The organism is Pseudomonas sp. FW507-12TSA (genome assembly GCF_058781435.1).
In genome coordinates, this window is sequence record NZ_JBYSWT010000026.1 from 104,238 (window position 1) to 117,936 (window position 13,699).

Here is a 13,699-nt window from a genome sequence, read left to right on the forward strand (position 1 = left end):
ATGCCGGACTCATTTTTGGATGCTCCCATGGAATTTCTGCTCTATCTGCTCTTGGGCGCCTGTGCGGGCGTGCTGGCCGGGCTGTTCGGCGTCGGCGGCGGAATCATCATCGTTCCGGTGCTGGTGTTCAGCTTCACCCTGCAAGGTTTCGACGCCTCGGTGCTGACCCACCTGGCGGTGGGCACCTCCCTGGCCAGCATCATCTTCACCTCCATCAACTCGGTCCGCGAACACCATCGCCGGGGCGCGGTGCGCTGGCCGATATTCGCCTGGATGACCCTGGGCATCCTCATGGGCGCCGGTTTCGGGGCGCTGACGGCGGAAGCGATTTCCGGCCCGCACCTGCAGAAGATCATCGGTGTGTTCGCCTTGGTGATCGCCATGCAAATGGCCCTGGAGCTCAAGCCCAAGGCCAGTCGCGAGGTTCCCGGCAAGTTCGGCCTGACCGCCGCCGGTGGCGTCATCGGCTGGGCCTCGGCGATCTTCGGCATCGGTGGCGGCTCGCTGACGGTGCCGTTTCTCACTTGGCGCAGCGTGCCGATGCAGCAGGCGGTGGCCACGTCCTCGGCCTGCGGTTTGCCCATCGCCCTGGCCAGTGCATTAAGTTTCATGATTCTGGGCTGGCATGATCCCCTGTTGCCGGCTCATAGTCTGGGTTTCGTCTACCTGCCTGCGTTGCTGGGCATCGCCCTGACCAGCATGGTGTTCGCCCGTATCGGCGCGCGCCTGGCCCACAAATTGTCACCGCGATTGTTGAAGCGGATGTTCGCCGCGCTGCTGTTTTGCGTCGGGGTCAGCTTCCTGTTCTGAGTCGTGACGCAATCCTGGCTTAATCCTGGCGTGACAGTTTCGCCCGGGAACCGAAGTCCCAACCCTTACGAGGAGTCGTAATGCTGCCTTACCCGCAGATTGATCCGGTGGCCGTGGCCATCGGTCCGCTGAAAATCCACTGGTACGGCCTGATGTACCTGATCGGTATCGGCGGCGCCTGGCTGCTGGCGTCGCGCCGGCTGAACCGCTTCGATCCGACCTGGACCAAGGAAAAGCTCTCGGACCTGGTGTTCTGGCTGTCCATGGGCGTGATCGTCGGCGGGCGCCTGGGCTACGTACTGTTCTACGACCTCGGCGCCTACTTGGCCAACCCGACCCTGATCTTCGAGGTGTGGAAGGGCGGCATGTCGTTCCACGGCGGTTTCATCGGGGTGATGCTGGCGGCCTGGTGGTTCGGCAAGCGCAACAACAAGACCTTCTTCGAACTGATGGACTTCGTCGCACCCATGGTGCCGATCGGCCTGGGCGCCGGGCGCATCGGTAACTTCATCAACGCCGAGCTGTGGGGCAAGGCCACCGACCTGCCCTGGGCCATGGTGTTCCCGCCCTTCAGCGACCCGGCCCAGTTGCCGCGCCATCCGTCGCAGCTGTACCAGTTCGCCCTGGAAGGCGTGGCACTGTTCCTGGTCCTCTGGCTGTTCTCGCGCAAGCCGCGCCCGACCATGGCGGTCTCCGGGATGTTCGCGCTGTTCTACGGGATCTTCCGGTTCATCGTCGAATTCGTGCGGGTGCCGGATGCCCAGCTGGGCTACCTGGCATGGAACTGGCTGACCATGGGTCAGATTCTGTGCGTGCCGATGATCCTCGGTGGCCTCGGACTGATCTGGCTGGCTTATCATCGCGCTCCGGCCAAGAGCGCCGCGCAATAAATTCGAATCCCGGGACGCAGGTCCCGGGTTCAAGGATGCAGGTAACTCATGAAGCAATATCTTGATCTGGTGGCCCACGTCATCAACAACGGCACTAAGCAGGCCAACCGCACGGGTGTGAACACCATCAGCTTCCCCGGGGCGATGCTGCGCTACGACCTCAAGGAAGGCTTCCCGGCCATCACCACGCGCAAGATGGCGTTCAAGTCGGCCATCGGCGAAATGGTCGGCTTCCTGCGCGGTGTGAACAACGCCGCCGAGTTCCGTGCCCTGGGCTGCAAGGTCTGGGACCAGAACGCCAACGAAAACGCCCAGTGGCTGGCCAACCCGTTCCGCCAGGGCGAGGACGACCTGGGCGAGATCTACGGCGTGCAGTGGCGCAAGTGGCCGGCCTACAAGCAGATCAAGGTCGCCAACCAGGCTGCCATCGAGTTGGCGCTGAGCCAGGGCTACCGGCAGATCGCCGCGGGAGAGGAAGAGGGCGAGGCCTACGTGGTGCTGTACAAGGCCATCGACCAGGTGCGCCAGTGCGTCGACACCATCATCAACGACCCGGGCAGCCGGCGGATCCTGTTCCATGGCTGGAACTGCGCGCAACTGGATGAAATGGCCCTGCCGCCATGCCACCTGCTGTACCAGTTCCATCCGAATGTCGAGACCCGGGAAATTTCCCTGACCCTCTACATCCGCTCCAACGACCTGGGCCTGGGTACGCCGTTCAACCTCACCGAGGGCGCGGCGCTGCTGAGCCTGATCGGCCGCCTGACCGGCTATACCCCACGTTGGTTCACCTATTTCATCGGTGATGCCCACGTCTACGAAAACCACCTGGACATGCTCAACGAACAGCTCAAGCGCAAGCCGTTCCCGATGCCCAGGCTGGTGATTTCCGACCGGGTGCCGGAGTTCGCCAAGACTGGCGTGTACCAGCCGGAGTGGCTGGAACTGATCGAGCCGAGCGACTTCTCCCTGGAAGGCTATGAGCACCATGCGCCGATGACCGCGCCCATGGCGGTCTGATCGTCCCCCGCGTCACCTGGGGCCGTGCGCTGGATATCGCCCGGCCCTGTCGCTTTTCCCTGTTGTCTTCATCGAGCCTGCCCGGAATTTGCTCCGGGCATCGCCGTGCCTGGTGGGCGACCATGCTCCTGGAACCGGCGCTCTCTTTGCCTTCTGAACGCGAGCCACCGAATGGAAGAACTCAACCGCAGCCTGTTCCTGGTCATCAATGCCAGTGCCGAAGCATCGCTGCCCATGCGCGACCTGGCGCTGTTCATGGCGCAATGGCTGGTCCTGGCCGTGCCATTGCTGCTGTTGCTGTTCTGGGTTTTCGGCGACCGGCGCCAACGGATGATCGTCCTGCTGGCGACCCTGAGCATTGTTCTGGCCTTGGCCAGCAACCTGGTGATCCGTGGCCTGTGGTTCCACCCGCGGCCGTTCATGCTGGAGCTGGGGCAGAACTTCTTGGCCCATGCTCCCGGCGCGTCCTTCCCCAGCGATCACGCCAGCGGCATGTTCGCCATGGGCTTCGCGCTGCTGCTGGCGTCCCTGCGCAAGACCGGCCTGGTGATGCTGGCCCTGGCGGTGCTGGTGGGCTGGGCAAGGATCTACCTCGGAGTGCACTTCCCGCTGGATATCCTCGGTGGTTGTCTGGTGGGGCTGGGGAGTGCCTGGCTGGTGCGCCGGTACAGCGTGTGGCGGCAGCTGGACCAGCGCCTGCTGGCGCTGCTGGAAGGGATCTACCTGCGCATGCTGCCGCGGCGCCACGGCTCCTGAGAGCCGCGCGCCTGGCGGGCAGGCTCAATGACCGTGGCTGCGGCCAACGTGGGATGGCTCGGTTTCGCTGGGAACCACCGAGCCACTGACCTCCAGGCGCTGGAGGATGCCGCAAGGCTCAAGGTCCGGCTCCTCGCCGCAGCGCTGGCGCAGGTCCACCAGTTGTTCCTGCAGGGCCAGCAGGCCATCGATTCGCGCCTTGACGTGGTGGATGTGCTCATCGATCAGGGCGTTGACGCTGGCGCACTGGTCCTGGGGGCTGTCCCGCAGGTTCAGCAGGCTGCGGATCTCCTCGAGGGTCATGTCCAGGCTGCGGCAGTTGCGGATGAAGGTCAGCCGCTCGCCATGGGCCTGGGTGTAGAGGCGGTAGTTGCCCTCACTGCGGGCCGGTTCCGGTAGCAGGCCCTCGCGCTCGTAGTAACGGATGGTCTCGACCTGGCAGTCGGTGAGTTTCGCCAATTCGCCAATCTTCATCGCCGTCGTCTCCCATTGGGTGCTTGACCCTATAGTGGCTACAGGGTGTTCACTTGGCAACAAGCACCTTTTCATATGGAAGCGACCCGATGAGCGATTCTCTCCATAACCCACGCAAGCCCGACGCCCAGCAAGCCCATGCTGGTCACGATCACGATCACGATCACGATCACGATCACGATCACGATCACGATCACGATCACAGCCATGCCCATGCCGCTGTGGGCAAGCTGCAACCGCTCAAGCCCCACGAGCATGCCAGCCATGGTGGTTCCTGCTGTGGTTCTGCGGCTGTCGCACCATCCCGAGTGGTCCTGGGCGAGACGTCGGGCGCCGGTGCGCGCTCGAGCAGCTTTCGCATCGAGGCCATGGATTGCCCCACCGAACAGACCCTGATCCAGAACAAGCTGGGCAAGCTGGCCGGGATCCAGGCCCTGGAGTTCAACCTGATCAACCGGGTACTGGGCGTGACCCACGACCTGCCGAACACTGCGCCGATCGTCGAGGCCATCAAGTCCCTCGGCATGCATGCCGAACCCCTGGAGGCAGGGAGCGATAGCCAGCCTGCCAGCGCGCAGCCGGTGAAGAAACCCTGGTGGCCCCTGGCGCTGTCCGGCGTCGGGGCGCTGGCTGCCGAAGTCATTCACTTCACCAGTGCCGGGCCGGATTGGCTGGTGGCGCTGGTGGCCCTGGTCTCGATCCTCAGCGGCGGGCTGGGCACCTACAAGAAGGGCTGGATCGCCCTGAAGAACCGCAACCTCAACATCAATGCGCTGATGAGCATCGCCGTGACCGGCGCGGTGCTGATCGGCCAGTGGCCAGAGGCGGCCATGGTGATGTTCCTGTTCACCGTGGCCGAGTTGATCGAGGCTCGCTCCCTGGACCGCGCGCGCAATGCCATCAGTGGCCTGATGCAGATGACTCCGGAGCAGGTCACGGTGCAGCAGAACGATGGCAGCTGGCGTGAACAAGAGGCGAAAAGCGTCGAGCTGGGGGCACTGGTACGGGTGCGCCCGGGTGAGCGCATCGGCCTGGACGGCGAGGTGACCAGTGGCAGCTCCACCATCGACCAGGCACCGATCACCGGTGAAAGCCTGCCTGTGGAAAAGACCGTGGGCGACAAGGTGTTCGCCGGCACCATCAACCAGGCCGGCGCCCTGGAATACCGGGTCACCGCTGCGGCCAACAACTCGACCCTGGCGCGGATCATCCACGCCGTGGAACAGGCCCAGGGTGCGCGGGCACCGACCCAGCGCTTCGTCGACAGTTTCTCGAAGATCTATACCCCGGCGGTGTTCGCCTTCGCCCTGGCGGTGGCGCTGATTCCCCCGCTGCTCATGGGCGGCCTGTGGTTCGACTGGATCTACCGCGCCCTGGTGCTGCTGGTGGTGGCCTGCCCATGCGCCCTGGTGATCTCGACCCCGGTGAGCATCGTCAGCGGCCTGGCTGCTGCAGCGCGCAAGGGCATCCTGGTCAAGGGCGGGGTCTATCTGGAAGGTGGCTACAAGCTGGATTACCTGGCCCTGGACAAGACCGGCACCATTACCCATGGCAAGCCGGTGCAGACCGACTTCCTGCCCCTGGACCCGCTGGCCAACGACAGCGCCCCGGCCCTGGCCGCCAGCCTGGCTGGCCGTTCCGATCACCCGGTGTCCCTGGCCATCGCCCAGGCGGCTGTGGATAAACAGCTGGCCATGCACCCTGTGGATAACTTCGCGGCCCTGGCCGGCCGTGGCGTGCGCGGTGAAATCGACGGCCAGTTGTACCACTTGGGCAACCACCGCCTGGTGGAGGAGCTGGGCCTGTGCTCGCCAGCCTTGGAAGAAAAGCTCTTCGCCCTGGAGAAGCAAGGCAAGACCGTGGTCCTGCTGCTGGACAGCAAGGGCCCGCTGGCGCTGTTCGCGGTGGCCGACACGGTCAAGGAGTCCAGTCGCGAGGCGATCCAGCAGTTGCACGAGCTGGGCATCAAGACCCTGATGCTCACCGGCGACAACCCCCACACCGCCAAGGCCATCGCCGCCCAGGTGGGTATCGACCAGGCCCGGGGCGACCTGTTGCCCACCGACAAGCTGCAAGCCATCGAGGACCTGTATGCCCAGGGGCACCGGGTGGGGATGGTGGGCGACGGCATCAACGATGCCCCGGCCCTGGCCCGGGCGGAGATCGGCTTCGCCATGGCGGCCGCCGGCACCGATACCGCCATCGAGACTGCGGATGTTGCGCTGATGGACGACGATCTGCGCAAGATCCCGGCTTTCATCCGCCTGTCGCGCCAGACCTCGGCAGTGCTCAAGCAAAATATCGCCCTGGCCCTGGTCATCAAGGCGATCTTTCTTGGGGTAACCTTTGCCGGATTGGCCACCATGTGGATGGCCGTGTTCGCCGACATGGGAGTCAGCCTGTTGGTGGTGTTCAACGGCCTGCGCCTGCTGCGCAAATAGGACGCCGTAGCTGCAAGCAACTGAGGGGGAATCAGAGTGATGAACTCACGCGCACCGGCTTCAGCTTGCGGCTTGCCGCTGAAAGCTTGCAGCTGCGGTAAGCCGTCATGCTGAGTGCCGAGCTGAAGGCCTTCTACATGGTCGCCCGCCTGGGCAGCATCACCCAGGCGGCGAAGAAGCTCGGCCTCAGCCAGCCTACGGTGACCACCCAGATCCGCAACCTGGAAAGCCAGTACTCGGTGGAGCTGTTCTACCGTGGTGGCCGGCGCCTGAGCCTGAGCGACGAGGGCGCGCGCCTGTTGCCGATGGTCAAGGAGCTGTTGCAGAAGGAGGCCGATATCGAGTTCTTCCTGCGTAACAGCGGGCAGGTCCAGGGCACGTTGCGCATTGCCGCCACGGCGCCGTACTACATCCTCGACCTGGTGAAGACCTTCCGCCAGCACCTGCCCCAAGTGGAGGTGGCGGTGGAAATCGGCAACTCCCAGCAGGTGCTGGAGGCCCTGGAGGAATACCGCGTCGACGTGGCTGCATCCTCGCAATTGCTGGAGGACTCGCGGCTGGTGCGCCGGGTGCTGGGCAGCGATCCGCTGGTGCTGGCGGTGCATCGCAACCATCCGTTGGCGGCCCTGGAGCATGTGCCGCTCAGCGCCCTGGCCGGCCATACCCTGCTGATGCGCGAGCCGGGTTCCACCACCCGCAGCCTCACTGAAGAGCTGCTCAAGAGCGCCAACGTCGGGTTTGGCCCGCTGCTGGAGATCGGCAGCCGTGAATCGATCCGCGAGGCGGTGCTGCGCAATATCGGCATCAGCATCATCGCCCGCCAGGAAGTGCCCCACGACCCGCAGCTCAAGGTGCTGACCATCGAGCATGCGCCGCAGATCGCCGAATACCTGTACTGCCTCAAGGAGCGCAAGAATGCCCGCCTGCCGGCAGCCTTCCTCGGCCTGGCCCAGGAAATGGCCGGCTGTTGAAATCACCATCCTGGCGTGGGAGCCAGGTTCTTGCCCGATGTGGGATTGGCCCACTCTTGCTCCCTGCCCATGGAGCAACCCAAATCTGCCAATACCTCTATCGGCAACTTTTACCTGATTGCCATAAGACCTACGCATTCGTTCCCTAGGATGGCCTGCATCTGCCAGATGAGGTCCGTCCATGAACAACTCCCCCGCAACCGCCCTGAGCAACCCTGGCGCGCCGATGAAGGTGCGTGGCATCCAGAAGCGCTTCGGTGCCTTCACTGCCCTGGATAACGTGTCCCTGGACGTGGCTGCCGGCGAGCTGGTGTGCCTGCTGGGGCCGTCGGGCTGCGGCAAGACCACCTTGTTGCGTTGCATCGCCGGCCTGGAGCGCCAGGATGCGGGCGAGTTGTACCTGGGCCAGCGTGACGTCTCGAACCTGGCGCCGCAGGCCCGGGACTACGGCATCCTGTTCCAGTCCTATGCGCTGTTCCCCAACCTCACGGTGGAGGCCAACATCGCCTATGGCCTGGCCGGCAGTGGCCGTGACGAAGCCCGCAAGCGCGTGGCGCAGATGCTCGAACTGGTGGGCCTTGCCGGCAGCGAGAAGAAATACCCCGGCCAGTTGTCCGGCGGCCAGCAGCAGCGCGTGGCCCTGGCTCGGGCCCTGGCCCCTTCGCCGTCGCTGTTGTTGCTGGACGAGCCGATGTCGGCCCTCGACGCCCGCGTGCGCGAGCACCTGTGCACCGAACTGCGCCAGCTGCAGCGGCGCTTGGGCATCACCACCCTGATGGTGACCCACAACCAGGACGAGGCCATGTTGATGGCCGACCGCATCGCCGTGATGAACAACGGCAAGGTCGAGCAGTACGCCACGCCCCAGGAAATCTACGACCGTCCGGCCACGCCGTTCGTCGCCGAGTTCGTCGGCCAGGGCAACTGGCTGCCCTTCAACCGCAGCAGCGACAGCCATGCCCAGGTCGGCGGGATGAACCTGCGCCTGGCCGACGACTCGGCCAAGGCCGCCTCGGGGCGCCTGTTCTGCCGTCCGGAGGCCATCAGCGTGAACCCGCCGGTGCATGAGGAAAACCTGTTCCCGGCCAAGGTCCGCGAGATCACCTTCCTGGGCAACCGCTGCCGCATGAGTTTCGAACTCAACCAGTTGCCGGGGCATCCGCTGCTGGCGGAGCTGGCACCGGAGGCCATGCCGCGCCTGGGAGCCCAGGACATCTGGGTGGCCCTGCCACCGCGCAGCCTGCAGGTGTTTGCCTGAGATGGCCGTCGAAATGTCCCTGCCGCTACCCGCCAAACGGGCGCGCCAGGTTTCCCGTGCCGAGATCGGCGATCGAGTGTTCGTCATCGGCGGCAAGGTTTTGCTGCTGGTGTTGCTGGGGGTAGCGGTGCTGCTGCCGCTGCTGGCGATCTTCTGGCGCGGTTTCAGTGCCGAGGCCGGGCAGGGCGGTGGCTGGCTGGCCGCCCGCGAGCTGGTGACCAGCGCCAACTTCCACTGGCTGCTGGGCAACAGCCTGAAAGTCTCCCTGAGCGTGGCCGCCATCGTCGTGCCCCTGGCCTACCTGTTCGCCTACGCCCTGCAACGTACCTTGATCCCCGGCAAGGGCATCTGGCGCGGCCTGTCGCTGCTGCCCTTGATGGCGCCGTCGATGCTGCCGGGCATCGCCCTGGTCTACCTGTTCGGCAACCAGGGCCTGCTGCGCGGGCTGTTCGCCGACAACATCTACGGCTTCTGGGGCATCGTCCTGGGCGAGGTGATCTACACCTTTCCCCATGCCCTGATGATCCTGCTGTCGGCGCTGTCCCTGGCCGATGCGCGGCTGTTCGATGCCGCCTCGAGCATGGGCGCGAGCCCGGCCAAGGCGTTTCGCAGCATCACCTGGCCGGCCACCCGGCAAGCGGTATTCGCCGCGTTCTGCCTGGTGTTCACCCTGACCATCACCGATTTCGGGGTGCCGGTAGTAGTGGGCGGCGACTACCAGGTGCTGGCCCTGGAGGCCTACAAGGCCGTGGTGGGGCAGCAACAGTTCGGCCGCGGTGCGCTGATCGGCATGGTGCTGCTGGTACCGGCCCTGTTGAGCTTCGGCGTCGATGCCTGGTTGCGCCGGCGCCATGGCGATTCCATGAGCGGCCGGGCCCAGGTGTTCAAGCCGGCGCCCTCGCGGCTGCGTGATGGCTGCTACCTGGCCATCGTGCTGCTGATCTGCGCGGCGCTGCTGCTGGTGTTCGGCATGGCGGTGTACTCATCGCTGGTGAAGTTCTGGCCCTACAACCTGTCCCTGTCGCTGAACCACTACCAGTTCGACGAAACCGCCGGCGGCGGCTGGCTGGCCTATCGCAACAGCCTGACCATGGCCCTGTGCACGGCGCTGATCGGCAGCGTGGTGATCTTCACCGGCGCCTACCTGATGGAGAAGACCAGCGGCCAGCGCGGCTTGAACCTGGCCCTGCGCATGCTCAGCTTCGTGCCCATGGCGGTACCCGGGCTGGTGCTGGGCCTGGGCTACGTCTTCTTCTTCAATCTCAACGGCAACCCGCTGCATGTGTTCTACGGCAGCATGGCGCTGCTGGTGGTGTGCACCATCGCCCACTACCTGACCACCGCGCAGATGACCGCCACCACCGCCCTGCGCCAGCTGGATGCGGAGTTCGAGGCGGCGGCGCTGTCGCTCAAGGCGCCGCTGTACCGCCATTACCTGCGGGTCACGGTGCCGATCTGCCTGCCGGCGCTGCTGGACATCGTGCGCTACCTGTTCGTTTCGGCCATGACCACGGTTTCGGCGGCGATCTTCCTCTACAGCCCCGACACCATCCTGGCCGCCGTTGCCGTGCTGAACATGGACGACGCCGGCAACGTCGGCGGCGCCGCGGCGATGTCGACCCTGATCCTGTTCACCTCGATCGGCGTGTCGCTGCTCCTGGCCGGTGCTTCGCGCGGCCTGCTGCGTCGCTCCCAGGCCTGGCGCCAGACAGCGCCCAGTCATTGAATTCACCCAACCACCCACGATCCGTACTCACCAAGGAACCGCACCATGTTCAAGCCTCTGGCTCTTGCCGCTTCTGTCCTCTGCGCTGTCAGCCTGAACGCCTTTGCTGCGAAGACCGAGCTGACGGTCTACACCGCCCTCGAAGCCGAGCAACTGAAGTCCTACAAGCAGGCCTTCGAGCAGGCCAATCCGGATATCGAGATCAAGTGGGTGCGTGATTCCACCGGGATCATCACCGCCAAGCTGCTGGCCGAGAAGGATCGTCCGCAGGCCGATGCGGTCTGGGGCCTGGCGGCTTCCAGCCTGGCGATCCTCGACCAGCAAGGCATGCTGCAGAACTATGCGCCCAAGGACCTGGGCAAGATCGGCGGCAACTACCGCGATGCCGCCAACCCGCCAGCCTGGGTCGGCATGGACGTATGGGCCGCCACCATCTGCTTCAACACCGTGGAAGCCCAGAAGCAGGGGTTGAGCAAGCCGGTGAGCTGGCAAGACCTGACCAAGCCCGAGTACAAGGGCAAGATCGTCATGCCTAACCCGGCCTCCTCGGGCACCGGTTTCCTCGATGTCAGCGCCTGGCTGCAGACCTTCGGCGAGAAGCAGGGCTGGAAGTACATGGACGACTTGCACCAGAACATCGGCCAGTACGTCCATTCCGGCTCCAAGCCGTGCAAGCTGGCCGCCGCCGGCGAGTTCCCCATCGGCATTTCCTTCGAATACCCGGCCGTGCAGCTCAAGCGCAAGGGCGCGCCGCTGGACATCGTGCTGCCCAAGGAAGGCCTGGGCTGGGAAATCGAGGCGACGGCGGTGATCAAGGGCACCGCCCACGAGGACGCGGCCAAGAAGCTCGCCGACTTCTCCGCCAGCCCGGCGGCCATGGAGCTGTACAAGGAAAACTTCGCCGTGCTGGCCCAGCCGGGGATCGCCAAGCCACAGACCGAACTGCCGGCGGACTACGAGCAACGCCTGATCAAGAACGATTTCGCCTGGGCCTCGAAGAACCGCGATGAGATCCTCGCCGAGTGGCGCAAGCGCTACGACGGCAAGTCGGAGAAGGTCGCCGCGCAGTAACGCCAGGTACTTGCCATGGCGGGGGAGCCTGCTCCCTCGCCATAACCAACGAGACATGAACATGACCAACCACAGCGATCTGCTGATCGTCGGCGCCGGCATCCTGGGCCTGTCCCACGCCTATGCGGCGGCCAAGCGCGGTTTGCGGGTGCGAGTATTCGAGCGCAGCGCGACCCCCCAAGGGGCGTCGGTGCGCAACTTCGGCCAGGCCCTGGTGACCGGCCAGCCGCCGGGCACCATGCTCGAGCTGGCCAGGGCCAGCCGGGAGATCTGGGCCGACTGGCAGCAACTGGCCGGGCTGCAGCTCAAGCGCAATGGTTCTTACCTGTTCGCCCGCACGGAGGCCGAGGAGCAACTGCTGGAGGCCTTCTGCACCGGGCGTGCGCGGGAGCATGGCTATCGGGTCGAGCTGTTGCAGGGGGCGGCGCTCAACGATCTGTACGGCGGCCAGTTCCGTCATCACCGCGCTGCTTTGCATGGCCTGGACGACCAGCAGCTGTATTCGCGCGAAGCGCTGCCGATGCTGATCGACTACCTGCGCCGGGACCTGGGCGTGCAGTTCCACTTTTCGACCCTGGTGCGCGATATCGAGCCAGGCCTGCTGCGCAGCACCGCCGGGACCTTCCAGGCACCGCGCATCCTGCTGTGCTCGGGGCACGACTACCAGACCCTGCTGGCCGAGCAGATCGCCGCCCTGCAGCCGCAGATCTGCCGTCTGCAAATGTTGCGCGCCCGGCCCCAGGTCAACCTGAACCTGCAGCATGCCCTGCTCACCGGCCTGAGTTGCGTGCACTACGGCGCCTTCGCCGACCTGCCCGAGGCGAAGGCGGTACAGGCGCAGATCCTGCGCGAGGCTGCGCATCTGCATGAGCACGGTATCCACCTGCTGATCAGCCCGACGCCTTATGGCGAGCTGATCATCGGCGATTCCCACGATTACGGCAGCGATCCGTCGCCTTTCAACAGCGAACAGGTGGACAGCTGGCTGCTGGAGCTGGCCGAGCAGACCCTGGGCTGCAAGGTCCAGGTGGTGGAGCGTTGGCAGGGTGTCTATGGCGCCCGTGGACCGGGGCCGTTCTCGTTCCTGCAAGCGATGCCCGGGGTGCATGCGGCGTTGATGCACACCGGCGTCGGCATGAGCGTCGGCCCGGCGCTGGCCGAGCGCAACATCGCCCAGTTGCTGGAGGAAGCCTGATGGACCGCGAGCGGGCGATCGCCGAGGTTTTCGGCCTGTACGAGCGTTTTGGCGACCATGATTACATCGGCGAGCCGATCTCGCAGATCGAGCATATGTCCCAGGCCGCGCAACTGGCCCTGGCCGAAGGGCATGACGATGAAGTGGTGCTGGCGGCGTTCTTCCACGATATCGGGCATATCTGCCAGCAGGATGCCGAGAACATGGGTGGTTTTGGCGTGGTCAGCCATGAGCGGCTGGGGGCCGACTACCTGCGCCGGTCCGGTTTCAGCGAGCGCATGGCGAAGCTGGTGGAGTACCACGTGCAGGCCAAGCGCTACCTGACCTTCAAGGAGCCGGGGTATTTCCAGCGCCTGAGCGAGGCCAGTCGCCGCACCCTGGAGTACCAGGGCGGGGTGATGACGGCCGAGGAAGCCGCGGCATTCGAGCAGGACCCGCTGTGTGCGCTGAGCCTGCGCCTGCGCCAGTGGGACGAGCAGGCCAAGCAGGAGTGGGTGCCGGTGATGGACCTGCAGATCCTCAAGGACAAGGCCGCGGCCCTGCTCCAGCCCTTGTAGCCGCTGACGAGCTGGCGAGGCTGCGACAAGGCCGCAGGCCTGCAGCGATCCTGCGGCTACCGTGGCCCAGCGGGCCATGCGCAACCTGCGGCAGCGGTTACACGCAGGATTACAGGTCCTGGGCCAGGATTTCGATCTGCTCCTGGCGTTCGGCCTGCTCCTGGCGCTTGCCGGGGTTGAGGGACGACCACTGCGGGTGGGCCCGGGCTTTGTCCAGGGCTTGCGGCAGCTTGCCCTCGCGCCAGCTTTTATCCTCGGGGGTGGCCAGCTGGATGCTCTCCAGCGCTGCGTGCCCGCGCAGGTCCAGGGCCTGCACCAGCTGCTTCTGACGCAGGGCCAGCAGGCGCAGCACGCTATCGTCCACGGTCAGCTCGCGCTGGCCCTTGAGCTTGCCCAACAGGCGGTTGCCGTAGCTGCGGGCGGTCTGCAGGGCGCCACCGGCGATGGCCCCGGCGATGGCCGCCGCGCCCAGGGTCAGGCCACCCACCAGCAGGTCCACCCCGGCCCCGGCCGCCGCGCCAGCGGCGATC

Annotated in this window: 13 protein-coding genes; 11 read left to right on the plus strand and 2 right to left on the minus strand. The window is 65.5% G+C overall.

Annotated features, from left to right (window positions below; translation table 11 throughout):
* The first annotated feature begins 27 nt into the window (after nucleotides 1–27).
* From AC3WK8_RS22965 to AC3WK8_RS22980, 4 genes are all read left to right on the plus strand, one after another.
* The gene (locus AC3WK8_RS22965; protein WP_022641676.1) at nucleotides 28–810 is read left to right on the plus strand and encodes a sulfite exporter TauE/SafE family protein; all 783 of its coding nucleotides are present in this window, start codon (nucleotides 28–30) and stop codon (nucleotides 808–810) included.
* An 80-nt stretch (nucleotides 811–890) separates the two neighbouring features.
* Nucleotides 891–1,700 carry a prolipoprotein diacylglyceryl transferase gene (gene lgt, locus AC3WK8_RS22970; RefSeq protein WP_085594396.1) on the plus strand — a complete coding sequence of 270 codons (810 nt, stop codon included), beginning with the start codon at nucleotides 891–893 and terminating at the stop codon, nucleotides 1,698–1,700.
* Between the two features lie 48 nt (nucleotides 1,701–1,748).
* Nucleotides 1,749–2,720, plus strand: a complete 972-nt coding sequence (locus tag AC3WK8_RS22975; RefSeq protein WP_085594398.1) for a thymidylate synthase — start codon at nucleotides 1,749–1,751, stop codon at nucleotides 2,718–2,720.
* A 171-nt stretch (nucleotides 2,721–2,891) separates the two neighbouring features.
* Nucleotides 2,892–3,476, plus strand: coding sequence for an undecaprenyl-diphosphatase (locus tag AC3WK8_RS22980; protein WP_103325895.1), 585 nt, complete (start codon nucleotides 2,892–2,894; stop codon nucleotides 3,474–3,476).
* 24 nt (nucleotides 3,477–3,500) lie between these two features.
* Here AC3WK8_RS22980 and cadR read toward each other — a convergent pair whose 3' ends face one another.
* Nucleotides 3,501–3,950: a Cd(II)/Pb(II)-responsive transcriptional regulator gene (gene cadR / locus AC3WK8_RS22985; protein ID WP_053133863.1), complete on the minus strand. Its 450-nt coding sequence runs from the start codon at nucleotides 3,948–3,950 to the stop codon at nucleotides 3,501–3,503.
* An 89-nt stretch (nucleotides 3,951–4,039) separates the two neighbouring features.
* Between cadR and AC3WK8_RS22990 the strand changes: the two genes are divergently transcribed.
* The 7 genes from AC3WK8_RS22990 to AC3WK8_RS23020 all read left to right on the plus strand — a co-directional run bounded on the left by AC3WK8_RS22990 (nucleotide 4,040) and on the right by AC3WK8_RS23020 (nucleotide 13,169).
* A complete protein-coding gene (locus AC3WK8_RS22990; protein WP_103325894.1) occupies nucleotides 4,040–6,391 on the plus strand; it encodes a heavy metal translocating P-type ATPase in 2,352 nt (783 codons plus the stop codon).
* 107 nt (nucleotides 6,392–6,498) lie between these two features.
* The gene (locus AC3WK8_RS22995) at nucleotides 6,499–7,362 is read left to right on the plus strand and encodes a LysR family transcriptional regulator (protein WP_022641670.1); all 864 of its coding nucleotides are present in this window, start codon (nucleotides 6,499–6,501) and stop codon (nucleotides 7,360–7,362) included.
* 181 nt (nucleotides 7,363–7,543) lie between these two features.
* Complete coding sequence (locus tag AC3WK8_RS23000) at nucleotides 7,544–8,620, plus strand: putative 2-aminoethylphosphonate ABC transporter ATP-binding protein (RefSeq protein WP_085594404.1); 1,077 nt, start codon at nucleotides 7,544–7,546, stop codon at nucleotides 8,618–8,620.
* A 1-nt stretch (nucleotide 8,621) separates the two neighbouring features.
* Nucleotides 8,622–10,346 carry a putative 2-aminoethylphosphonate ABC transporter permease subunit gene (locus AC3WK8_RS23005; protein WP_103325893.1) on the plus strand — a complete coding sequence of 575 codons (1,725 nt, stop codon included), beginning with the start codon at nucleotides 8,622–8,624 and terminating at the stop codon, nucleotides 10,344–10,346.
* Nucleotides 10,347–10,391: 45 nt separating this feature from the next.
* On the plus strand, nucleotides 10,392–11,417 hold the full coding sequence (locus tag AC3WK8_RS23010) for a putative 2-aminoethylphosphonate ABC transporter substrate-binding protein (RefSeq protein WP_022641667.1): 1,026 nt from the start codon (nucleotides 10,392–10,394) through the stop codon (nucleotides 11,415–11,417).
* A 61-nt stretch (nucleotides 11,418–11,478) separates the two neighbouring features.
* Nucleotides 11,479–12,612 carry a TIGR03364 family FAD-dependent oxidoreductase gene (locus AC3WK8_RS23015; protein WP_103325892.1) on the plus strand — a complete coding sequence of 378 codons (1,134 nt, stop codon included), beginning with the start codon at nucleotides 11,479–11,481 and terminating at the stop codon, nucleotides 12,610–12,612.
* Nucleotides 12,612–13,169: a phosphonate degradation HD-domain oxygenase gene (locus tag AC3WK8_RS23020; protein ID WP_103325891.1), complete on the plus strand. Its 558-nt coding sequence runs from the start codon at nucleotides 12,612–12,614 to the stop codon at nucleotides 13,167–13,169. Before AC3WK8_RS23015 ends, AC3WK8_RS23020 begins: the two co-directional genes overlap by 1 nt.
* A gap of 109 nt (nucleotides 13,170–13,278) precedes the next feature.
* Here AC3WK8_RS23020 and AC3WK8_RS23025 read toward each other — a convergent pair.
* Nucleotides 13,279–13,699, minus strand: a 421-nt coding sequence (locus AC3WK8_RS23025) for a DUF3482 domain-containing protein (RefSeq protein WP_146043277.1), incomplete at its 5' end; no start/stop codon positions are given.

What these genes read in the sequence shown, in the direction of transcription:
- AC3WK8_RS22965 (WP_022641676.1), top strand. Translation starts at nt 28, where the DNA reads ATGGAATTTCTGCTCTATCTGCTCTTGGGCGCCTGTGCGGGCGTGCTG.
- lgt (WP_085594396.1), top strand. Translation starts at nt 891, where the DNA reads ATGCTGCCTTACCCGCAGATTGATCCGGTGGCCGTGGCCATCGGTCCG.
- AC3WK8_RS22975 (WP_085594398.1), top strand. Translation starts at nt 1,749, where the DNA reads ATGAAGCAATATCTTGATCTGGTGGCCCACGTCATCAACAACGGCACT.
- AC3WK8_RS22980 (WP_103325895.1), top strand. Translation starts at nt 2,892, where the DNA reads ATGGAAGAACTCAACCGCAGCCTGTTCCTGGTCATCAATGCCAGTGCC.
- cadR (WP_053133863.1), bottom strand. Translation starts at nt 3,950, where the DNA reads ATGAAGATTGGCGAATTGGCGAAACTCACCGACTGCCAGGTCGAGACC.
- AC3WK8_RS22990 (WP_103325894.1), top strand. Translation starts at nt 4,040, where the DNA reads ATGAGCGATTCTCTCCATAACCCACGCAAGCCCGACGCCCAGCAAGCC.
- AC3WK8_RS22995 (WP_022641670.1), top strand. Translation starts at nt 6,499, where the DNA reads ATGCTGAGTGCCGAGCTGAAGGCCTTCTACATGGTCGCCCGCCTGGGC.
- AC3WK8_RS23000 (WP_085594404.1), top strand. Translation starts at nt 7,544, where the DNA reads ATGAACAACTCCCCCGCAACCGCCCTGAGCAACCCTGGCGCGCCGATG.
- AC3WK8_RS23005 (WP_103325893.1), top strand. Translation starts at nt 8,622, where the DNA reads ATGGCCGTCGAAATGTCCCTGCCGCTACCCGCCAAACGGGCGCGCCAG.
- AC3WK8_RS23010 (WP_022641667.1), top strand. Translation starts at nt 10,392, where the DNA reads ATGTTCAAGCCTCTGGCTCTTGCCGCTTCTGTCCTCTGCGCTGTCAGC.
- AC3WK8_RS23015 (WP_103325892.1), top strand. Translation starts at nt 11,479, where the DNA reads ATGACCAACCACAGCGATCTGCTGATCGTCGGCGCCGGCATCCTGGGC.
- AC3WK8_RS23020 (WP_103325891.1), top strand. Translation starts at nt 12,612, where the DNA reads ATGGACCGCGAGCGGGCGATCGCCGAGGTTTTCGGCCTGTACGAGCGT.